This window comes from Mycobacterium sp. PTI7 (assembly GCF_056679845.1).
In genome coordinates this window covers 2914118-2934420 of record NZ_CM155252.1, presented here as the reverse complement: position 1 = coordinate 2934420, position 20303 = coordinate 2914118, and the positions used below count along the sequence as shown (strand labels likewise).

The 20303-nt window shown below is 69.5% G+C and carries 20 protein-coding genes; 15 read left to right on the top strand and 5 right to left on the bottom strand.

The annotated features are described in order from the left end of the window. The first annotated feature begins 232 nt into the window (after positions 1 to 232). From AC1MEY_RS14065 to AC1MEY_RS14050, 4 genes are all read left to right on the top strand, one after another. Positions 233 to 1810, top strand: a complete 1578-nt coding sequence (locus AC1MEY_RS14065; RefSeq protein WP_480231197.1) for a methylmalonyl-CoA mutase family protein — start codon at positions 233 to 235, stop codon at positions 1808 to 1810. Continuing rightward, a complete protein-coding gene (locus AC1MEY_RS14060) occupies positions 1810 to 2223 on the top strand; it encodes a cobalamin B12-binding domain-containing protein (RefSeq protein WP_480231196.1) in 414 nt (137 codons plus the stop codon). Before AC1MEY_RS14065 ends, AC1MEY_RS14060 begins: the two co-directional genes overlap by 1 nt. 61 nt (positions 2224 to 2284) lie before the next feature. Then, positions 2285 to 3241 (top strand): LLM class F420-dependent oxidoreductase, encoded by a 957-nt coding sequence (locus AC1MEY_RS14055; RefSeq protein WP_480231195.1) that lies wholly within the window; start codon positions 2285 to 2287, stop codon positions 3239 to 3241. Positions 3242 to 3301: 60 nt separating this feature from the next. Then, positions 3302 to 4351, top strand: a complete 1050-nt coding sequence (locus AC1MEY_RS14050) for a CaiB/BaiF CoA transferase family protein (RefSeq protein WP_480231194.1) — start codon at positions 3302 to 3304, stop codon at positions 4349 to 4351. Here the strand turns inward: AC1MEY_RS14050 and AC1MEY_RS14045 are convergent. After that, positions 4339 to 4644 (bottom strand): 2Fe-2S iron-sulfur cluster-binding protein, encoded by a 306-nt coding sequence (locus AC1MEY_RS14045; protein WP_480231193.1) that lies wholly within the window; start codon positions 4642 to 4644, stop codon positions 4339 to 4341. The two genes, AC1MEY_RS14050 and AC1MEY_RS14045, sit on opposite strands and share 13 nt — an antisense overlap. Positions 4645 to 4773: 129 nt before the next feature. Between AC1MEY_RS14045 and AC1MEY_RS14040 the strand changes: the two genes are divergently transcribed. From AC1MEY_RS14040 to AC1MEY_RS14025, 4 genes are read left to right on the top strand one after another with little or no spacing between them, the layout of a single operon-like run. Continuing rightward, a complete protein-coding gene (locus AC1MEY_RS14040; RefSeq protein WP_480231192.1) occupies positions 4774 to 6162 on the top strand; it encodes a class I adenylate-forming enzyme family protein in 1389 nt (462 codons plus the stop codon). Continuing rightward, positions 6162 to 6977 (top strand): acyl-CoA dehydrogenase family protein, encoded by an 816-nt coding sequence (locus AC1MEY_RS14035; RefSeq protein WP_480231191.1) that lies wholly within the window; start codon positions 6162 to 6164, stop codon positions 6975 to 6977. The genes AC1MEY_RS14040 and AC1MEY_RS14035 overlap by 1 nt, the downstream gene beginning before the upstream one ends. Further along, the gene (locus tag AC1MEY_RS14030) at positions 6964 to 8052 is read left to right on the top strand and encodes an acyl-CoA dehydrogenase family protein (RefSeq protein ID WP_480231190.1); all 1089 of its coding nucleotides are present in this window, start codon (positions 6964 to 6966) and stop codon (positions 8050 to 8052) included. Before AC1MEY_RS14035 ends, AC1MEY_RS14030 begins: the two co-directional genes overlap by 14 nt. 1 nt (position 8053) lies before the next feature. Further along, positions 8054 to 8818: an enoyl-CoA hydratase/isomerase family protein gene (locus AC1MEY_RS14025; protein WP_480231189.1), complete on the top strand. Its 765-nt coding sequence runs from the start codon at positions 8054 to 8056 to the stop codon at positions 8816 to 8818. 284 nt (positions 8819 to 9102) lie between these two features. Here AC1MEY_RS14025 and AC1MEY_RS14020 read toward each other — a convergent pair whose 3' ends face one another. Both AC1MEY_RS14020 and AC1MEY_RS14015 read right to left on the bottom strand, forming a co-directional pair. Then, on the bottom strand, positions 9103 to 9855 hold the full coding sequence (locus AC1MEY_RS14020) for an SDR family NAD(P)-dependent oxidoreductase (RefSeq protein ID WP_480231188.1): 753 nt from the start codon (positions 9853 to 9855) through the stop codon (positions 9103 to 9105). 4 nt (positions 9856 to 9859) lie between these two features. Further along, positions 9860 to 10624, bottom strand: coding sequence for an SDR family NAD(P)-dependent oxidoreductase (locus tag AC1MEY_RS14015; RefSeq protein WP_480231187.1), 765 nt, complete (start codon positions 10622 to 10624; stop codon positions 9860 to 9862). Between the two features lie 122 nt (positions 10625 to 10746). Between AC1MEY_RS14015 and AC1MEY_RS14010 the strand changes: the two genes are divergently transcribed. The 4 genes from AC1MEY_RS14010 to AC1MEY_RS13995 all read left to right on the top strand — a co-directional run bounded on the left by AC1MEY_RS14010 (position 10747) and on the right by AC1MEY_RS13995 (position 14314). Next, positions 10747 to 11658 carry an ArgK/MeaB family GTPase gene (locus AC1MEY_RS14010; protein WP_480231480.1) on the top strand — a complete coding sequence of 304 codons (912 nt, stop codon included), beginning with the start codon at positions 10747 to 10749 and terminating at the stop codon, positions 11656 to 11658. Positions 11659 to 11757: 99 nt separating this feature from the next. After that, positions 11758 to 12177, top strand: coding sequence for a Zn-ribbon domain-containing OB-fold protein (locus AC1MEY_RS14005; RefSeq protein ID WP_480231186.1), 420 nt, complete (start codon positions 11758 to 11760; stop codon positions 12175 to 12177). 37 nt (positions 12178 to 12214) lie between these two features. Next, positions 12215 to 13360 carry a thiolase family protein gene (locus tag AC1MEY_RS14000; protein ID WP_480231185.1) on the top strand — a complete coding sequence of 382 codons (1146 nt, stop codon included), beginning with the start codon at positions 12215 to 12217 and terminating at the stop codon, positions 13358 to 13360. 57 nt (positions 13361 to 13417) lie between these two features. Further along, positions 13418 to 14314, top strand: coding sequence for an enoyl-CoA hydratase (locus AC1MEY_RS13995; protein ID WP_480231184.1), 897 nt, complete (start codon positions 13418 to 13420; stop codon positions 14312 to 14314). Between the two features lie 80 nt (positions 14315 to 14394). On the opposite strand, the gene AC1MEY_RS13990 is transcribed toward AC1MEY_RS13995, so the two are convergent. Then, positions 14395 to 16008 (bottom strand): FAD-dependent oxidoreductase, encoded by a 1614-nt coding sequence (locus AC1MEY_RS13990; protein WP_480231183.1) that lies wholly within the window; start codon positions 16006 to 16008, stop codon positions 14395 to 14397. A gap of 14 nt (positions 16009 to 16022) precedes the next feature. Then, positions 16023 to 16727 (bottom strand): IclR family transcriptional regulator, encoded by a 705-nt coding sequence (locus AC1MEY_RS13985; protein WP_480231182.1) that lies wholly within the window; start codon positions 16725 to 16727, stop codon positions 16023 to 16025. Positions 16728 to 16835: 108 nt separating this feature from the next. Between AC1MEY_RS13985 and AC1MEY_RS13980 the strand changes: the two genes are divergently transcribed. Genes AC1MEY_RS13980 through AC1MEY_RS13970 form a run of 3 tightly spaced genes read left to right on the top strand, consistent with a single transcriptional unit; the run spans position 16836 to position 20269 of the window. Next, positions 16836 to 17708, top strand: a complete 873-nt coding sequence (locus AC1MEY_RS13980; RefSeq protein ID WP_480231181.1) for an alpha/beta fold hydrolase — start codon at positions 16836 to 16838, stop codon at positions 17706 to 17708. After that, positions 17701 to 19401 (top strand): bifunctional 3-(3-hydroxy-phenyl)propionate/3-hydroxycinnamic acid hydroxylase, encoded by a 1701-nt coding sequence (locus AC1MEY_RS13975; RefSeq protein WP_480231180.1) that lies wholly within the window; start codon positions 17701 to 17703, stop codon positions 19399 to 19401. The genes AC1MEY_RS13980 and AC1MEY_RS13975 overlap by 8 nt, the downstream gene beginning before the upstream one ends. Continuing rightward, positions 19349 to 20269 (top strand): 3-carboxyethylcatechol 2,3-dioxygenase, encoded by a 921-nt coding sequence (locus AC1MEY_RS13970; protein WP_480231479.1) that lies wholly within the window; start codon positions 19349 to 19351, stop codon positions 20267 to 20269. The genes AC1MEY_RS13975 and AC1MEY_RS13970 overlap by 53 nt, the downstream gene beginning before the upstream one ends. Positions 20270 to 20303 lie beyond the last annotated feature (34 nt).

Sequence of the window (20303 nt, the reverse complement as noted above, 5' to 3'; positions counted from 1 at the left end):
GCTCCTCGGTTGCCCGACATGGCTCCTCCTCGGTGCGTCGATGGTATCCGAATGACAGTGCCATTCTCATTTTTAGCAAGTGTCATGCTCGCACATCGCGCAGGCACCCCGGTTAGCGGTTACGCGACCGTGGACCGGCCCGGCCCAGACGGCCGCCGACACGCGTTCGATCCGGGATGTTTCCGCTATCCGGTATTGGCATTCTCATTTTAAGCAAGTACGTTATCGACTGATGAACGACGCCGTCCAGACCCCGTCGGGTCTCCCACTGCAGCCCGTCTACGGTCCCGCCGACCGTTCGGGTGAGCCGCCGGCGCCCGGCGAGTACCCCTTCACGCGCGGCAACTTCGCGTCCGGGTACCGCGGGAAGACGTGGACCTTCCGCCAGTATTCGGGCTTCGGCACCGCCGAGGAGTCGAACCAGCGATACCGATATCTCCTGGGCCAGGGCGGCACGGGACTGTCGGTCGCCCTCGACCTCCCCACCCAGTGCGGTTACGACTCCGACGACGCCGAGTACGGCGAGGAGGTCGGCCGGGTCGGCGTGGCCGTCGACACCCTCGCCGACGCCGAGATCCTCTTCGACGGCATCCCGCTCGACCAGATCAGCACCAGCTTCACCATCAACGGCACCGCCGCGATCCTGCTGGCGTTCTACGTCGCCGCCGCGGAGAAGAAGGGCGTGCCGCGCGAGAAGCTCACCGGCACCATCCAGAACGACATCCTCAAGGAGTACGCCTCCCGGGGAACCTGGATCTGGCCGCCCGAGCCGTCGCTGCGGCTGATCGCCGACACCATCGAATTCTGCGCCGCGGAGGTACCGCGGTTCAACGCGATCTCCGTGGCGGGAGCGCACTTCCGCGACGCCGGCGCCAACGCCATCCAGGAGATGGCGTTCACGCTGGCCGACGGCGTCACCTACTGCGACACCGTCGTCGAGCGCGGCCGCATGACGATCGACAAGTTCGCGCCGCAGATCTCGTTCTTCTTCTACACCCACGGCGACTTCTTCGAGGAGATCGCCAAGTACCGCGCCGGACGGCGCCGCTGGGCCACGATCGTGCGGGAGCGGTACGGCTCGACCAGCGACAAGGCGTCGATGTTCCGGTTCGGCTGCGTGTCGGGCGGGGCGTCGCTCTATGCGCCGCAGGCCCAGAACAACCTGGTGCGCGTGGCCTACGAATCCCTGGCCTCGGTGCTCGGCGGCGTGCAGTCGATGTTCACCGCCGCCTGGGACGAGCCGTTCGCGCTGCCCAGCGAGGAGTCCGCGACGCTGGCACTGCGCACCCAGCAGATCCTCGCCTACGAGACCGGGGTGGCGAAGGTCGCCGATCCGCTCGGCGGGTCGTACTTCGTGGAGGCGCTCACCGACGCCACCGAGGAGAAGATCGTCGAGATCATGGCCGACCTCGAAGCCCACGGTGGCATGGTGCGCTGCATCGAGGACGGCTACCTGCAGGGCCTGATCGCCGACGAGGCCTACAAGATCCACCGCGAGGTCGAGTCCGGCGAGCGCCCGGTGGTGGGTGTCAACAAGTTCGTCGTCGACGAACCCGCACCCGACCTCGCCACCTACGAACTCGACGCCGAGGGCCGCGACCTCCAGCTCAAGCGGCTCGCCCGGGTGAAGGCCGAGCGCGACGACGTCGAGGTGAAGGATGCGCTTGCAGCACTTGCCCGTTCGGCGGAAGGCGATGACAACCTGATGCACCGACTGATCGACTGCGCCAACGCGTACTGCACCGTCGGCGAGATGGTCACCACGCTCAAGTCCGTGTGGGGCGAGTTCCAGCAACCGGTGGTGTTCTAGTGAGCGACACGACGTCCCCGGCGCGGGTCCTGGTCGCGAAGCCGGGTCTCGACGGACACGACCGCGGCGCGAAGATCGTCGCCCGCACGCTGCGCGATGCCGGCTTCGAGGTGATCTACACGGGCATCCGGCAGCGGATCGAGGACATCGTCTCGATCGCGCTGCAGGAGGACGTCTCGGTGGTCGGGTTGTCGATCCTGTCGGGCGCGCACGTCGCACTGACCGCGCGCACCGTCGACGCGCTGCGTGCCGCCGACGCCGGTGACATCGCCGTCGTCGTCGGTGGCACGATCCCCGGATCCGACGTGCAGAAGCTGCTCGACGCCGGTGCGGCCGCGGTCTTCCCGACCGGCACCCCGCTCGACACGCTGGTGCACGACGTCCGGGCGCTGACCGAGAAGGCCCGGCGATGAGCCGGTCCCGCAGGCTGATCGCCGTGGCATCGCGTCCGTCGACCGAGGAACGGGAGCAGGCATGAGACTGGGCGTGATGATCGGGGCCGAGCGCGGCGACATGGCGCGCAAGGTCGCCAAGCTGGTGGCCGACGTGGAGTGGGCCGAGGCCGCGGGCATGGACACCGCGTGGATGCCGCAGGTGCCCGACGACTTCGATTGTCTGACGATGATCGCGCTGATGGCGGCCCACTCGTCGCGCATCGAACTCGGCACGGCCGTGGTGCCGCTACAGGCCCAGCATCCCATCGCGCTTGCCCGGCAGGCACTCTCGGTGCACGCCGTCGCCGGCGGGCGGCTGGCACTCGGGGTGGGCCCGTCGCACCACTGGATCGTCCGGGACATGCTCGGCCTGCCCTACGACAAGCCGGCCGGCTACACCCGGGACTACCTCGAGGTGCTCAACGCCGCGACCGCCGGACCGGGTGCCGTCGACGTCGAGAACGACTCGTTCACCGTGCACAACCCGACCGTGCTGGGCGCCGCGACGCCGATGCCCGTGCTGGTGGCCGCACTCGGACCGGTGATGCTGCAGATCGCCGGTGAGCACGCCGACGGCACGGTGCTGTGGATGGCCGACGAGAAGGCCATCGGCGACCACATCGCCCCCAAGATCACCAAGGCCGCGGCCGACGCGGGCCGGCCGGCGCCGCGGATCGTCGCGGGCATCCCGGTGTGTCTGTGCGCCAACTCCGAGATCGACGCCGCGAAGGACCGGGCCAACCGCATCCTCTCCGAGGCCGAGACGTCGCCCAACTACCAGAAGCTGCTCGATCGCGGCGACGCCCGCAGCGTGGGCGACCTGTGTGCGGCGGGCGACGAGGAGTCGATCCTCAAGCGGTTCAAGCAGTTCGCGGACGCCGGCGTGACCGACCTGTCGGTGCGCCTGCTGCCGATCGGGGACACCCGGGACGAACTGGTGGCGTCGAAGTACCGCACGCGTGAGGTGATAGCGGAGCTCGCCAAGGCGGTGCGATGAGCGCCTGCGCGAAGAGCCGACGGCCGCGATGAGCGCCTGCGCGAAGAGCCGAGGGCCGCGATGAGCGGTCCGCTCGCGGGCATTCGCATCCTCGAGGTCGGCGTGATGCTCGCCGGCCCCTACGCGACCATGATGCTGGCCGACCTCGGTGCCGAGGTGATCAAGGTCGAGCCGCCCGGCGGCGAGATCTCCCGCCAGGTGAGCGACAGCTACTTCGCGAGCCTCAACCGCAACAAGCGCAGCGTCTGCCTCGACCTCGCGTCCGACGAGGGGCGCCGGCGGCTCGGCGACCTGGTCGCGGATTCCCATGCGCTGCTGGTGAACATGAAGCCGTCGGTCATCCGCAAGCTGGGGTTGACGTACGGGGCGCTGTCGGCGTTCAACCCGAAGATCGTGTGCGTTGCGCTCACGGGTTACGGCCTCGACGGCGGCGACGATCCGGCGTTCGACTACGTGGTGCAGGCCGCCACGGGCGTGGCCGCGATGACCGGTGATCCCGACGGTCCGCCGACGCTGCCGGGGTACTCCTCGGCAGACAATTCGACCGGGCTGACCGCGGCGCTGGGCCTGCTGGCGCAGATCGTCTCGGGACGTGGCGGTCAGGTGGACGTCTCCCTGCGCGACGTGATGCTCTCGCAGTTGAACTACCGCGCGTCGGCGTACCTCAACGACGGCGTGGCCCCGCGACGGCATCCGCACGGTGCGCACTCGTATTACGTTCCGGCGCAGCTGTTCCCGACGAAGGACGGCCACCTGGCGCTGTTCATCACCCACGATGGCTTCTGGCGGTCGTTCGCCCGGGAGGCGGGCGTGGGCGGGTTCGAGCTGATGGCCGAGCGTTCGGAGCGGCGGGACGAGGTGCTGGCACTGGTGACGGCGGTGCTCGCCACGGACACCGCCGTCGGCTGGCAAGAACGGCTCGCGCCGCTGGGCATTCCCGCGGCCGCGGTCCGGTCGCTACCCGAGGCGCTGGAGGCGACACCCGATGCGGTCGTCACGGCCGGGGACTTCCGGCTGGTCGGCGGCTCGGTGAAGGTCGCCGGCTACGAGCCGGTGTACCGGCCCGCACCCGCGCTGGACGAGTACTCGGCCGGTCCTCAGTCGTCGTAGGAGACGTAGACGTCCGTGGTGTCGGGGACCGCCTGGCAGGTCAGTACGTACCCGTCCTCGACCTCGTCCTCGTCGAGTGCGTCGTTGACGCGCATCGTGGCCCGGCCCTCGACCAGCTTGGCCATGCAGGTGCCGCAGTTGCCCGCCTCGCAGGAGAAGGGCGGTCCCATGCCGGCACGCCGGGCGGCTTCGAGCAACGTCTCGCCGGGCACCATCTTGATCGACGCCGTCTTCCGGTCGAGGAGGATCTTGACCTCGCCGGCCTCGCCCGTCGGCACCGGATCTGCACTCATCGCACCCACTCCTGGTATAGGGATTCTGTTGCTGCGAGAATACTATTCTCCATTATTGATAGGGTATTCTCAACCGACGTCTGAGAGCCATCGCCCCCTTGTCGGGCGACCAGCGGGAAGGGCCGAGCAGTGACTGACACCGCCCTCCTCGCGTACGGCGACAGGCAGTACACCCGCGCCGAACTCGACTCTCTCACCAGCGGCATGGCCACCATCCTGGAGCAACGCGGCGTGCGCAGCGGTGACCGGGTGGCGTTGATGTCGTCCAACCGGCCCGAGTTCGTCGTCGCGATGCAGGCCATCTGGCGCCTCGGCGCCGCCGTGGTGCTGCTCAGCACGTCGTGGAAGCGCGCCGAGGTGGACCACGCCCTGGCGCTGACGGCGCCGTCGCATGCGGTGGGCGACAGTCCGGTGCTGGCCGAAGCGATGCCGATGCTCGACCTCGACTCCCCGGTCACCCCGGGCCGTCGCGAATTCGACGCGCCCGCGCCCGAATCGGACGCACTGTTCGTCTTCAGTTCGGGCACCACCGGCATGCCCAAGGCCGTCCGGCACACGCATGGCGGCTTCGCGGCGGCCGTCGCCCACTGGCGGGCGGCGCTGGGGCTCACGCCGAACGACCGGATGCAGATCCTGACGCCGCCGTCGCACATCCTCGGACTCCTCAACATCGCCACCGCCTTCGACGCCGGGGCATGGATCCGGCTGCACCCCCGCTTCGACGTGGACACCATGTTGCGGCACATCGAGGCCGACCGCATCACGATCGAGATGGCCGTGGCGCCCATCGCGCTGGCGCTGGCCGCCCACCCCCGCCTCGAGGACCACGACCTGTCGTCGCTGCGCTACGTCGTGTGGTGCGCGACGCCCGTGACCCGAAGCGTCGCCGACGAGGTGACACGGCGCGCGGGCGTCACCTGGGTGACCGCCTACGGGGCCAGCGAACTGCCGGTGATCACCTGCAACGTGCTCGACGGCGCTGACTTGGACACCGTCGGCCGGGCGGTGCCCGGTGTGCGGTTGCGCATCACGTCCTCGGAGACCGGCGAGCCCGTGCCGATCGGCGAGGACGGCGAGATCCAGGTGTCGTCGCCGTCGGTGATGGCGGGCTACCTGCCGGACGACGCGACCGCATCGGCCTTCGACGACGGCTGGTACCGCACGGGCGACGTCGGGCACCTCGACGCCGACGGCTGGCTCCGGATCACCGACCGCTCCAAGGAGATGATCAAGGTCCGCGGATTCCAGGTGGCACCCGCCGAGGTCGAGGCGGTGCTGCACGGCCATCCGGCCGTCGCCGACTGCGCGGTCTTCGGCGTGCCCGACCCCGTCAGCGGCGAGGCCGTCGTCGCGGCCGTGTCGCGTTGCGGTGCAGTCGAATCGGACGAGTTGATCGGCCTCGTCGCCGACCGACTGGCGTCCTACAAGCGGCCCAGCCGGGTCGCCTTCGTCGAGGAGATTCCCCGACTTCCCTCCGGGAAGGTGTTGCGCCGAGTGCTGAAGGAGCGCGTGATCTGATGGACGTCCGTCTGACCTTCGAGCAGCGTCAGCTGCGCGATGCGGCCGCGAAACTGGCCGACGACCTCGGGCCGGGTTCGGTCGCCGACCTCGACGACGGGGGGCGAGTGACGCGCCTCGAGAAGAACGTCGACGCCACCGGGTGGCGCACCCTGCGCTCGGACGAGGCGTCGGGCGTCGAGGTGGCCATCGTGGCGGAGGAGTTCGCCCGCGGTCTGGTCGACGTGCCGTTCATCGGGCCGGTGCTGGCCGACGACCTCACCCGTCGGCTCGGCCGCGAGGTGTCCCCGTCCCCGTCCGACGAGCCCTCGATCGACCTGACCCGGAGCCTCGCCGGCGTGATCGAGTCGCCGGCCGAACTCGCCGATTTGGCGGACGAGGACGCCGCCCGCTGGTACGCGCTCGCGCTCACCGCGACCACGGCCGACCTGGTCGGTGCGGCGCGGGGGACGCTGGCGCTGGCCACCGAGTACGCCAAGGTGCGCGAACAGTACGGCGCCGCCATCGGGTCCTACCAGGCGGTGCGGCACCTGCTGGCGGAGAGTCTCGCGCTGATCGAAGGATCGGTCAGCATGCTGCGGCACGCCGCGTGGGCCGTCGACGAGTTGCCGGTCGTGGAGGCCGTCGAGGCGGGCCGGGTCGCGAAGATCTACTGCGCCCGTTCGGCACTCACCGTGTGCGAGACGTCCATCCAGGTGCACGGCGGCATCGGCAACACCTGGGAGTGCCTCGCGCACGTCTATCTACGCCGCGTCCTGACCGCCACCGAGACGTGGCCGGTGAAGTTGGAGGAGTTGACCGTTGGACTTTCGTGATTCGCCGGACGAGGCCGAGTTCCGCAGCAAGCTGCGGACGTGGCTGCTCGAGCAGAAGGGCAAGTTCCCCACCTCGGGTGACGAGTACTGGGCGGCGCAGGGACGGTGGCACCAGGCGCTGTACGCGGCCGGGTTCTTCGGCACCACCTGGCCCGCCGCCTACGGCGGGCGCGACCTGCCCGCGGTGTACGACGTCATCGTCGACGAGGAGATCGCGAAGGCCGGTGCGCCCGCGCGCCCGAGTCTCGGGTATCTGGTCGTCGGTCTGAGCCATCACGGCAGCGAGGAACTGCGGCAACGCTTCCTGCCCGGGATGATCAACGGCACCGAACGGTGGTGCCAGGGGTTCAGCGAACCGGGTGCCGGGTCGGACCTCGCGTCGCTGACGACGACGGCCGTCGCCGACGGGGACGAGTACGTCATCCACGGCCACAAGATCTGGACCAGTTACTCCGACGTCGCCGACTGGTGCCTGGTGCTCGCGCGCACCGACCGCGACGTGCCCAAGCACAAGGGGATCTCGGCGTTCATCGTGCCGATGCACCAGGAGGGCATCGTGCAGCGCCCGCTGAAGATGATCAGCGGCGTCACCAAGGAGTTCGGCCAGGTCGAGTTCGACGGAGCGCGAGTGTCCGCTGACAACATGGTGGGTGCTCCCGGCGACGGGTGGAAGCTCGCGATGACCGTGGTGAGCCACGAGCGCGAACCGTCCACGCTGGGCTTCTCGGCTCGCTACGGAAAACTGGTGCGGCAGTTAGCCGGCCGCGTCCACGGCACGCCGCCCGACGAGCTGTCGTGGGCGTGGGTGCAGACCGAGATGCTGCGCCTGCACGTGCGGCGGCGGTTGTCCGAGCAGTTGGACGGCATCGTGCACGGACCCGACGGATCGCTGGACAAGCTGCTGATGACGTGGGTGGAGCAGTCGGTGGGACACGCGACGCTCGCGACCCTCGGCACCGGCGACGAAGAACTGTTCGGCGCCTACCTGTACAGCCGCGCGCAGAGCGTCATGGGCGGCACGTCGCAGATTCAGAAGAACATCATCGCGCAGCGGATACTTGGATTGGGAGCCTGACGTGTACGACATGCCGGACGAGATCGACGTCAAAGCCGATGGCGCGCTGCGCATCATCACGCTCAACCGTCCCGACGCGTTGAACGCGGTCAACGACGACCTGCACGTCGGGCTCGCGAAGATCTGGGAGGCGCTCAACGAGGACGCCGGTGCCCGCGCCGCCGTGATCACCGGGGCGGGCCGCGCGTTCTCTGCGGGCGGCGACTTCAACTACCTCGACGAGTTGCGCAGCAACGAGGCGTTGCGGCAGAAGACGATCAAGCACGGTCGCGATCTGGTCATCGGCATGGTGCGGTGCCGCATCCCGGTGATCGCCGCGGTCAACGGCCCGGCCGTCGGGCTCGGGTGCAGCCTGGCGGCACTTTCCGACATCGTCTACATGGCCGAGACGGCGCACTTCGCCGACCCGCACGTGCAGATCGGACTGGTCGCCGCCGACGGGGGACCGCTGGTATGGGGCTCGCAGATCAGCCTGTTGCAGGCCAAGGAGTTCGCGTTGACCGGCGTGCGGATCAAGGCGCAGCGGGCCCTGGAACTCGGCCTCGCCAACCACGTCGTCGCGGACCCACTGGCCGAGGCCATCGCCGCGGCGAAGAAGATCATCGACCTGCCGCAGCAGGCCGTCGAGGCCACCAAGCGTCTGATGAACATCCAGCTGGAGCGTTCGGTGATGGCGTCGCTCGACTACGCCAACCTCGCCGAATACGTGTCGTTCGGCACGGCCGACTTCAACCGGATCGTCGACGGCCTGATCGCGAAGAACTAGCCGCCGTTCGGCCCGGTTTCATGGGTTGTTTCTTCCTTCGGCGAGCGTGCGTGTCTGCGGGCGACACGCCGGTCCTGAGCGGGAGATTACGCACGCTCGCCCGGGGTGAGCGCGCGGTCGTGTGCCGTCGCGCCGGCGCTCGCGGCGGCGGTCGGCGCCGACGAGCGTGCGTGAACTCGGGTTTCTACTCGGCGTGTCGCCCGCAGACACGCACGCTCGCGGAACTTGGTGCTCGCGGAAGGTGTTGACCGCGGAAGGTGGTGACCGCGGACGGTGGCGGGGCGTCAGGCGGGGAGGTGCTCGGAACGCTGGACGGTGCCGGTGATGCCGGAGGCGTTCTGGCCGGCCAGGAGGACGGCCGCCCTGCCCATCGCCTCGGGCGGCTCGACCATCTCGGGCGGGATCTCCATGCCCATGCCGCCGGCCTGCCACCCCTCGGTCAGGACGACGCGCGACGGGCTCAGGCAGTTGACGGCCACGCCGTCGCCGCGTAGGTCGGCGGCCAGACCCAGGTAGAGGCGTTCGGCGGCGGCCTTCGACACCCAGTAGGCGTTCGCGCCGGAGTCGAGCATCCCGACCCCGGTCGTGGTGACGGCGATCAGCGACCCGCCGCCACGCGCCCGCACGTGCGGGATGACGGCCTTGGTGACGAGGAAGACGCCGGTCAGGTTGACGTCGAGGCACAGCTGCCAGCGTTTCAGCGGGGTGGTCTCGATGGGCCCGAGCCACAGCACGCCCGCGTTCGCGACGAGCACGTCGATGCCGCCGAACTCGGCGACCGTCGCATCGACCGCAGCGTCGACCGACTGCTCGCTGGTGACGTCGCACGCCACGGCGAGCGCCCGTCCGCCGGCGTCGGTGATCTCCGCGGCGACCGAGCCGATGGTTCCCGGCAGCTTGCCCCGTTCCTCGGAGCGTGCGGCCACGGCGACCGCTGCGCCCGCCGCTGCCAGATGGCGGGCCACCGTCGCGCCGATGCCGCGACTGGCACCGGCGACGAACGCCACCTTGCCGTCGAGAGGCCCGCCCGCCGTCACGGAATCACCTGGGTGGGAAGCGCAGAGCACCGTCGAGACGGATGACCTCGCCGTTGAGGTAGTCGTTCTCGATGATGCTCTGCGCCAGCTGTGCGTACTCGGTCGACCGGCCCATGCGCTTGGGGAACGGGACCTGCGGCGCCCAGTACTGCTCGAGCTGGTCGGCGGCCTTGCCGTACGCGGGCGTGTTGATCGTGCCGGGGGCGATGGAGACGACGCGGATGCCGAGCGGCGACAGGTCGCGCGCCGCGACGAGCGTCATGCCCAGGACGCCGCCCTTGGCCGCGGCGTAGGGAAGCTGGCCGACCTGACCCTCGTAGCCCGCGATGGACGCGGTGTTGACGATGACGCCGCGCGCGCCCTCCTCCAGCGGGTCGGTCGTCGCGATGGCCGCGGCCGACAGGCGCATCACGTTGAACACCGCGGTCAGGTAGAACTCGATTGTCTTCTTGAAGCCGTCGAGGTCCAGCGGCGAGCCGTCCTTGCCGATGAGTCGCCCACCGCTCGCGGGACCGCCGTGGGTGTCCACCGAGATGCGCAGCGGCGCAAGGGCTTGCGCCTCGGCGATCGCGGCGTTGACCGACTCCTCGGAGGTCGCATCCGTGTGGACGTAGCGCACGCCGAGTTCGGACTCGAGTTCTCTGCCCTTGTCGTCGGCGACGTCGGCGACGACGACCTTGGCGCCCGCGGCGTGCAGGCGGCGCACGGTGGCCTCGCCCAGTCCGCCGGTTCCACCGACGACGATCGCTGAGCTTCCCGCGATTTGCATGCGGCTCCCCTTCTTGCAACTGTGGCTCTCGGAAGGCGAGAATAACATTCTCAACGTGGGACGAAGAGGAGTACGCCGATGCGCCGCCCGTGCTCCGTGCCGTCACTAGGGTGAGCCGCGAGATGACCATCGCCGAACTCATCGCCAACGCGCGCAACGGATCCACGCGTGCGGTCGGCCGTCTGCTGAGCCTCGTTGAGAGCGACCGGCGTGACGAGGTGCTGGCGCTGCTCGGCGACCGGACCATGCGCGTCATCGGCGTGACGGGTCCGCCCGGCGCCGGCAAGTCGACGACGATCGCCGTCCTGGTGTCGGCCTACCGGCGACGCGGGCTCCGGGTCGCGGTGCTCGCGGTCGATCCGTCGTCGCCGTACAGCGGGGGAGCTTTGCTCGGCGACCGCATCCGGATGGCCGCCCACATCGACGACGCCGACGTGCTGATCCGGTCGGTCGCCACCCGCGGTCATCTCGGTGGGCTCGCCGCTGCCGTGCCCGCCGCGGTACGTCTGCTCGCCGACTTGAACTACGACGTCGTGCTTCTCGAGACGGTCGGCGTCGGGCAGTCCGAGATCGAGATCTCCGCCGTCGCCGACCCGGCCATCGTCATCCTCAATCCCGGTGCGGGGGACGCGGTCCAGGCCGCCAAGGCCGGCCTGCTCGAGGTGGCCGACATCGTGGCGATCAACAAGGCCGACCGCGACGGCGCGGATCAGACCGTCCGCGACCTGCACGCCGAGACCGCCGCGCCGATCCTGAAGATCATCGCCGCCCGCAACGAGGGCATCGACGAACTCGTCGAGGCCATCGACGCACACCACCGGTCCGACGACCCCGCGCGGCGGGCGGCCCGCGCCCGCGCTCAGATCCTCTCGCTGGCGCAGAGTGCCCTGCGCGCGCACGACGGGCTCGACGGTCTGGCCGCTGCGGTGGCCGAGGGTCGCCTCGACGTGTACTCCGCGACCCGCGCGCTGCTGGCCGATGCCGGCCTGCGGCCGACCGCCGAGCCGACGGACGAGGCTTCCCATCAGCGGTGACGCCGGAATGAGAATGACCTTTCCGTTTTCTGCCAATGGTGTTGTACTGTTTCGTGAACGTATTCTTGATCCGTAATGTCTCAGTGCTGAGGAGCCACGATGCAGAAGGCGATCGATCCGACGATCTCGACGTGGCCGGACGAGAGTCCCCAGCTGATCGGCAGCACGTGCGGGGCCTGCTCGGCGACGGTGTTCCCGCGACAGTCGCACTGCCCCAAGTGCAGTAGGGCGGAGATGAGCGACGCCCTCCTGCCGCGGCGCGGCACGGTGGTGGCGTGGACGACGCAGGGTTTCCCGCCCGGAGCGCCCTACGCCGGTCCGGCGGGCAAGGACTTCGTCCCGTTCGGCGTGGGTCTCGTCCAGTTGGCCGACGACATCCGCGTCGAGGGCCGACTCACCGAGAACGATCCCGCCAAGCTTGATTTCGGGATGGACGTCGAACTCGTCTTCATCCCGTTCGCCACCGACGCCGAGGGGAACGAGATCGTCACGTTCGCCTTCCAGCCGATTTCCCGATGAGCGCTTGCGCGAAGAGCAACGAGTAAGGGGCACCGACATGACCAACGACGTAGCCATCATCGGCGTCGGCATTCACCCGTTCGGCCGCTTCGACAAGTCGGCCGTCGAGATGGGCGCCGACGCCATCCACGGCGCCCTCGCCGACGCCGGCCTCGAATGGCAGGACATCCAGTTCGGCTTCGGCGGGAGCTACGAGGTCTCCAATCCCGATTCGGTGACCCGCCTGGTCGGCCTCACCGGCATCACGTTCACCAACGTCTTCAACGCCTGCGCCACCTCGGCCAGCGCCATCCAGCAGACCGCGGACACCATCCGGCTCGGCAAGTACGACATCGGCATCGCGGTCGGGCTCGACAAGCACCCGCGCGGCGCGTTCACCGACGACCCGGCCAAGCTCGCACTGCCCCAGTGGTACGCCGAGAACGGACAATTCGTCACCACCAAGTTCTTCGGCATGAAGGCCAACAGGTACCTGCACGATCACGGCATCAGCGAGGAGACCCTCGCGAGGGTGGCGGCCAAGAACTTCCGCAACGGCGCGCTGAACCCCAACGCGTTCCGACGCAAGCCGATCTCCGAAGAGGACATCATGGCGTCGCCGGTGCTCAACTACCCGTTGCGCCAGTTCATGTTCTGCGCGCCCGACGAGGGTGCGGCGGCGGTCATCATGTGCCGCGGCGACCTGGCGCACAAGTACACCGACAAGCCGGTGTTCGTGCGGGCCAGCGAGATCCGCACGCGGAGGTTCGGCGCCTACGAGGTGCACGCGACGTCGGCGCCGCTCGACGAGGACTCGTCGCCCACCGTCTACGCGGCGAAGGCGGCGTACGAGGCCGCCGGCATCGGCCCCGAGGACGTCGACGTGGCGCAGCTGCAGGACACCGACGCCGGTGCCGAGGTCATCCACATGGCGGAGACGGGCCTCTGTGCCCACGGCGATCAGGAGAAGCTGCTGATCGACGGCGCGACGGAGATCGGCGGCTCGATGCCGGTCAACACCGACGGCGGCCTCATCGCCAACGGCGAGCCGATCGGCGCGTCCGGGCTGCGACAGATGCACGAGCTGGTCCGCCAATTGCGCGGCGAGGCAGGGGAACGCCAGGTGCCGGGCAATCCGCGGGTCGGTCTGGCGCAGGTCTACGGCGCGCCCGGTACGGCGTCGGCGACCATCCTCTCGCTCTGACCCGACGGCGCCACCCCATCCGGTAACGCCGTTCTCACAAGGAATAGAGTGCGCTCCATGGCCGACTATCGCTTCGTCACCTACGAGACCCTCGACGAGGGCACGATCGCCCGGATCATGTTGAACCGCCCCGAGCAGCGCAACGCTCAACAGCGCGGCTTGCTCGTCGAACTCGGCGACGCCTTCCTGCGGGCCGAGGCCGACGACGACGTGCGCGTCGTGATCCTCGGCGGCAACGGGCCGATGTTCTCGTCGGGCCACGACCTCGGTTCCAAGGCGATGATGCAGGAGTATCAGCCGGGTCCCGATCAGCACCCGAGCTTCCGCGAGAACGGTGCGACGCGCGAGGGTGCCGAGAAGCTGCTGCTGCAGGAGTGGCACTACTTCTTCGAGAACACCCGCCGCTGGCGCAATCTGCGCAAGATCACGGTGGCGTCGGTGCACGGCGACGTCTACGCCGCGGCGCTGATGCTGATGTGGTCGTGCGACCTGATCGTGGCCGCCGACAACACCACCTTCGCCGACGTCGTCGGCACCCGCCTGGGAATGTGCGGCGTCGAGTACTTCGCCCACCCGTGGGAGTTCGGGGCGCGAAAGACCAAGGAACTCATGCTGACCGGCGATTCACTGTCGGTCGAGGAGGCGCACGCGCTCGGCATGGTCTCGAAGGTGTTCCCCGCCGACGAACTGGCCGACAAGACGCTGGAGTTCGCGCGGCGGATCGCGAAGGTCCCCACGATGGCGGCGCTGCTCATCAAGGAATCGGTCAACCAGACCCAGGACAACCAGGGCTTCCACAACTCGCTGAACGCCTGCTTCACGATGCATCAGCTCAACCACAGCCACTGGTCGCAGGTGCACGGCGGCGGGTTCCCGGTCGCCAACGAGTCCGACGGCCTGCCGAATTGGCGTGAGGCGCCGCCCATTCAGCCGTCGCTGAAAGACCAGCCCTAGCCGAGTCGCTCCGCGACACTACGGAAGATGACGGGAAACCGGCGAGATCCGTCATCAACCGTAGTATCGGCGCGCCTACCCTACGAACTGAGCGCGCGCCCCGCCCGGTAGCCGAACACCATCGCGGGACCGAGCGTGCCACCGGCGCCGCCGTAGGCCTTGCCGGTGACGCCGGCCATCGCGTTGCCCACGGCGTACAACCCGTCGATCGCCTCGCCCGAGACGTGCAGCACCCGTCCGTCGCCGTCGGTGCGGGGGCCGCCCTTGGTGCCCATCGAGCCGACGGTCACCGGCACGGCGTAGAACGGCGCGGTGTCGATCGGGCCGAGGGTCTGCAGTGCCGGCGTCGACGCCGAGGTGTCGCCCCAGTAGCCGTCGTATGCGCTTGCGCCGCGGTGGAAGTCGGGGTCGTGTTCCTCGGCGACGGCCTCGTTCCAGCCGTCGAGGGTGCGCGCGAGGCCCTCGGCGTCGATGCCGGTCTGCTCGCCGAGTTCGGCGAGGTCGGCCGACTTGCGGAACCAGTCGGGCGCCTCCGCGTCGGGGTCGACGCCGAGGAAGCCGTACTTCTTGAGGTGTAGCGAGTCGAAGACGATCCACGCCGGGTCGTTGAGGTAGCCGAACCGCGGGTCGAGGTGGTGGAACGGCCCCGCCATCGAGTTGTACTCACCCGCCTCGTTGAGGAAGCGCTTGCCCGCCCGGTTGACGATGATGCTGCGCGGCCGGGTGCGTTCGAGTCGCACGCTGCGACTGCGGGGGTGGTCGTCGATGGTGTCGCCGGGGATCTGCACGATCGGCACCCACCACGCCTCGCCCATGTTCGCGAGGTCGGCGCCGTGGGCCATCGCCATCCGCAGGCCGTCGCCGGTGTTGTTGGGCGGTGACACCGCGCCGTGCATCGGGCCACGCAGGTACGCCTCGACGAGCGTCGGGTCCCATTCGAAGCCGCCGGTGGCCAGGACCACGCCCCGCCGCGCGCGGACGCGAAGGTCGTTGCCGCCGTGCGACAGTCGGACGCCACCGATCGAGCCGTCGACCACCAGCAACTCCGTCGCGCGGGCCTCGGTGACGGGCTCGACGCCGAGGTCGAGGAGACCCTTCAGCAGGCCGGCGATCAGTGCGGTACCCGCCACGCACGGTTCGGCGAGCGATGCGTCCACGTTGGCGTGGATGCGTGCCCGTGTCTCGGCGTCGATGCCGACGTTGCTGAAGTCGACCGGAAATCGGGTGATGCGGCCACCCCAGTCGCCGAGGCGGGCGAGGTCGACGGGGCGGGCGTTGTGCGAGCGGCCACCGGACGGGCGACCGCCGGGCAGCTCGGGCTTGTAGTCGGGGAACCCCGCTGCGATCTCGAACTGCAACTCGCTGTGGGTCTCGACGAAGTCGAGCATCTCGGGACCCGTGCGCACGAACGTCTCGACCAGGTCGGCGTCCATCGCGCCGAGCGACTGCGCTTCGAGGTAGCGCATGGCGTCCTCGACGGTGAGTTCGCCGTCGGGGGAGCGGTGGTGGGCCGGTATCCACACGATGCCGCCGGACACCGCCGTGGTGCCGCCGACGGTCGCCGCCTTCTCGTAGACGGCGACGCGGGCACCCCCCACGGCCGCGGTCAGCGCCGCGGTCAGCCCGGCGCCGCCGGTGCCCAGGACGACGACGTCGACGTCGTGGTCCCACGTGGTGTCCGAATCGGTCGCCATCGCAACCCCTTCCGTCAGCCGAGGATGGTCGACAGCTGCCTGGCTGCCGCGATCACCGCGTCACGTCCCTCGATCAGGACGTCCTGGCGGTGTGAGATCAGGTTGATGCAGGTGGGTGGTGACGGCGGCTTGCGCCGGACCGGTACGGCCAGGCCGTAGGTGTCGGGTTCGATCTCGCCGTGGGTGATCACCCAGCCCTGCTCGCGGGTCCGTGGCACCAGGTCGCGTTCGCCCGGCCGCGGCGGCATGCTGGCCAGCAGTGCGAGGCCCGCCGATCCGCGCTCGAGCGGGTGGCGGCTGCCCTCGTGGAACGACAGTTGGTAGAAGACCAGTGTCGGCACGATGACGGCGATGGCCACCTGCTGATCACCCTCGGCGACGAGCAGGGACACCGTGGCCCCCAGGTCGTCGGCGAGCGTGCGCAGAGTGGGCACGGACAGCGCGCGCAGGTTGTTGTCGAACGACGCACCGAGTACCGCCAGTGCCGCCGCGGGCCGGTACCGGCCGTCCTCCCCCTTCACGATGAACCGCTGCTGGGCGAGCGTGCTGAGCAGCCGGTAGGCGATCGTCCGATGCACCCCGACGTGGTCGGCCACCTGCTGGGCCGTGATGCCCGCCGGAGACGTCGCGACGGCCTGCAGTGCCGACAGGCCGCGGGCGAGGGTCTGCGACCCCGCCGCGAGCTTCTCGGCAGGCTGACCGTCCTTGACAGACGTCATCGCGGAAGTGATGCTCTATACATAGTGCACATCGTTGTGCGATATTAGCACACCTTGATTGCGCTGCAAGAGAATGTCATTCTCAGGGTCGAGCCGGGAAGGGGCCTCGTGGCGGAGTTCGAGAGCGTGTGGAGCGACCTGCAGGGCGTCCCCTTCACGCAGGGCTACCTGGACGCCGGAGGAGTGCGGACGCGCTACCTCCACGCGGGCGACGCGGACCTGCCGACGCTGGTGCTGCTGCACGGGTCCGGCGGCCACGCCGAGGCGTACGTGCGCAATCTGGAAGCGCACGCCGAGCACTTCTCGACGTGGTCGATCGACATGCTGGGGCACGGCTACACCGACAAACCCGGCCACCCGCTGGAGGTCGCGCACTACGTCGACCACCTGCTCGCCGTCTTCGACGCCATCGGCGCCGACCGCGTGCTCCTGTCCGGCGAGTCGCTCGGTGGCTGGGTCGCCGCGCGCGCGGCGGCGGATCACCCGGACCGCATCGACCGGCTGGTGCTCAACACCGCCGGCGGTTCCCAGGCCGACCCCGAGGTGATGAAGCGGATCATCACCCTGTCGATGGCCGCCGCGGAGGATCCGTCCTGGGAGACCGTCGGTGCGCGCATCAGGTGGCTGATGGCCGACAAGTCCAAGGACTACGACGACATCGTCGCCAGCAGGCAGCGCATCTACCGCCAGCCGGGGTTCGTCGCCGCGATGAGCGACATCATGGCCCTGCAGGATCCGGAGATCAGGGCGCGGAACCTGTTGGGGCCCAGGGAGTACGGCGCCATCACCGCGCCCACGCTGGTGCTCTGGACCAGTGACGACCCCACCGCCGACGTCAGCGAGGGCAGCCGGATCGCGTCGATGATCCCGGGTGCGCGGTTCGAGGTGATGCCCGACTGCGGGCACTGGCCGCAGTACGAGGACGCCAAGACATTCAACCGTCTGCACGTCGACTTCCTGCTGGGCCGGTCCGATGCCTGAGGCCGTCGACGTCCTGATCGTCGGTGCCGGGCCGGTGGGTCTGACCCTGGCGAACATCCTTGGTGCTCGCGGCGTCCGGACACTGGTGGTCGACGAGCGCGACGCCCTGATCGACTATCCGCGTGGCGTCGGTCTGGACGACGAGGCGCTGCGTACCTTCCAGTCGATCGGCCTGGTCGAGCACGTGTTGCCGCACACCGTGCCGAACCAGATCCTGCGGTTCTACGACGGCAACCGCAGACTGCTCGCTGAGATGGCTCCGCCCGACGCACGATTCGGCTGGCCCAAGCGCAACGGGTTCGTCCAGCCCATGGTCGACGCCGAACTCCTGCGCGGCCTCGCGCGCTTCGACGACGTCGAGGTGGCCTGGAACACCCGGATGGAGTCCTGCACGGAGACGGCGGACGGCGTGACGGTCGGCCTCGACGGCAGGCCTGCCGTCACCGCCCGCTACGTCGTGGGATGCGACGGCGGCCGCAGTGCCACCCGACGTCTGGTGAACGTGACGTTCGAGGGCACCACCTCGCCGACGAGGTGGCTCGTCATCGACGTCGCGACCGACCCCCTCGGGCATCCGAACAGCGAGGTGGGCGCGGATCCTGCCCGGCCCTATGCCTCGATCTCGATCGCGCACGGAATTCGCCGCTTCGAATTCATGATCCACGCCGACGAGACCGACGAGCAGGTCGAGCAGCCGGCGTTCATCACGCGGATGCTCGAACCGTTCCTGCCGCACCCCGACCGCGTCGACGTGATCCGGCACCGCGTCTACACCCACCACTCCCGCATCGCGAGCGCGTTCCGGACCGGCCGGGTGTTCCTCGCCGGCGACGCCGCGCACCTCATGCCGGTCTGGCAGGGTCAGGGCTACAACAGCGGCATCCGGGACGCGGCCAACCTCGGGTGGAAGCTGGCCGCGGTGGTCAACGGACAGGCGGGCGACGCCCTGCTCGACACCTACGACGCCGAGCGCCGCAAGCACGCCCGGGCGATGATCGACCTGTCCACGATGGTCGGTCGGGTGATCTCGCCGACCAACCGACGCGTGGCGACGGTGCGCGACAGGCTGATCCGATCGGCCTCGGTGGTGCCGACCCTGAAGCGCTACGTCCTCGAGATGCGCTTCAAGCCGATGCCTCGCTACGACCAGGGCGCCATCGCCCACCTCGACGGCCAGCGCGTGCCACGCAGCGCCACCTCGCCCACCGGCACGCTGTTCATCCAGCCACGCGTGGACACCCGCGCCGCGCACGACGTCATGCTCGACGACGTGCTCGGCACCGGCTTCGCGGTGCTCGCCTGGAACAACGACCCGCGCCGGCTGCTGGGGGACGTCGCCTTCCAACGGTGGAAGACCCTCGGCGCCAGGTTCGTCGCGGTGCGTCCGCTCACGCAGCTGCACTGGACCGGGCACGACGACCCCGACGTCACCGTCGTCGGCGACCGCACCGGTGCGCTCAAGTCCTTCTTCGACGCCCACGCGGAGTCCGTGCTCTTCGTCCGGCCCGACCGCTGCATCGCCGGCGCCTGCATCGCCCAGCTCGCCCCCGAGATGAGCACCGCACTGTTCGACGTCCTCCACGTCACGAAGGGAGGATCGCAATCTCATGAAAGCCGAGACGTCACTGGCACTGTGCTGCATGTCGCACAGCCCGCTGCTGAATCTGCCGGGACCGTCACCCGAACTCCTTGACGACGTCGAGACGGCCCTGGCGACGGCGCGCGACGTCGTGCGCGCCTTCGATCCCGAACTGGTCGTGATCTTCTCGCCCGACCACTACAACGGCTTCTTCTACCGCCTGATGCCGTCGTTCTGCATCGGCACCGCCGCCACCGGCGTGGGTGACTACGGCACCCACGCCGGACCGCTCGACGTGCCCGGGGATCTCGCGACCGCGTGCGCCGAGGCGGTGTGGGCGGCCGACGTCGACGTCGCGCTGTCGTCGAGCATGGACGTCGACCACGGCACCGTCCAGCCGCTCGAGACGCTCTTCGGCGCCGCCGACTCGGTGCCCGTGATCCCCATCTTCGTCAATTCCGTCGCCACCCCGCTGGCACCGATCAGGCGGGCACGGGCGCTGGGCGCCGCGGTCGGCGACTTCCTCGCCACCCTCGGCAAGCGCGTCCTGATCGTGGGATCCGGTGGGCTGAGCCATGATCCGCCGGTCCCTACGCTCGCGACCGCACCGCCTGCCGCACTCGGCCGCATCGTCCACGGTGAGCCGATGTCCACCGAGCAGCGCGCCGCGCGGCAGACCGCCGTCATGGCGGCCGCCCACGACTTCGCCCACGGCGCCAGTGCGCTCCGACCCCTCAACCCGGACTGGGACAACGCCTTGCTGGAACTCCTCGACACCAACCGCGTCGCCGACGTCGACGGCTGGACCAACGCGTGGATCGCCGCCGAGGCGGGCAACTCGGCGCACGAGGTCCGGACGTGGATCGCGGCCTTCTCGGCGATGGCCGCCGCGGGCCCGTACGAGACGGGTTCGCACTACTACCGGGCAGCGCCCGACCTGATCGCGGGCTTCGCGGTGCGGACGGCGGTGCACGTCCGGTGAGCATCGACGCAGACTTCGACCACGAGATCGACGT

Coding starts and splice junctions, on each gene's coding strand:
- AC1MEY_RS14065 (WP_480231197.1), top strand. CDS start 233: ATGAACGACGCCGTCCAGACCCCGTCGGGTCTCCCACTGCAGCCCGTC.
- AC1MEY_RS14055 (WP_480231195.1), top strand. CDS start 2,285: ATGAGACTGGGCGTGATGATCGGGGCCGAGCGCGGCGACATGGCGCGC.
- AC1MEY_RS14050 (WP_480231194.1), top strand. CDS start 3,302: ATGAGCGGTCCGCTCGCGGGCATTCGCATCCTCGAGGTCGGCGTGATG.
- AC1MEY_RS14045 (WP_480231193.1), bottom strand. CDS start 4,644: ATGAGTGCAGATCCGGTGCCGACGGGCGAGGCCGGCGAGGTCAAGATC.
- AC1MEY_RS14035 (WP_480231191.1), top strand. CDS start 6,162: ATGGACGTCCGTCTGACCTTCGAGCAGCGTCAGCTGCGCGATGCGGCC.
- AC1MEY_RS14015 (WP_480231187.1), bottom strand. CDS start 10,624: ATGCAAATCGCGGGAAGCTCAGCGATCGTCGTCGGTGGAACCGGCGGA.
- AC1MEY_RS14010 (WP_480231480.1), top strand. CDS start 10,747: ATGACCATCGCCGAACTCATCGCCAACGCGCGCAACGGATCCACGCGT.
- AC1MEY_RS14005 (WP_480231186.1), top strand. CDS start 11,758: ATGCAGAAGGCGATCGATCCGACGATCTCGACGTGGCCGGACGAGAGT.
- AC1MEY_RS14000 (WP_480231185.1), top strand. CDS start 12,215: ATGACCAACGACGTAGCCATCATCGGCGTCGGCATTCACCCGTTCGGC.
- AC1MEY_RS13995 (WP_480231184.1), top strand. CDS start 13,418: ATGGCCGACTATCGCTTCGTCACCTACGAGACCCTCGACGAGGGCACG.
- AC1MEY_RS13990 (WP_480231183.1), bottom strand. CDS start 16,008: ATGGCGACCGATTCGGACACCACGTGGGACCACGACGTCGACGTCGTC.
- AC1MEY_RS13985 (WP_480231182.1), bottom strand. CDS start 16,727: ATGACGTCTGTCAAGGACGGTCAGCCTGCCGAGAAGCTCGCGGCGGGG.
- AC1MEY_RS13975 (WP_480231180.1), top strand. CDS start 17,701: ATGCCTGAGGCCGTCGACGTCCTGATCGTCGGTGCCGGGCCGGTGGGT.
- AC1MEY_RS13970 (WP_480231479.1), top strand. CDS start 19,349: ATGTCGCACAGCCCGCTGCTGAATCTGCCGGGACCGTCACCCGAACTC.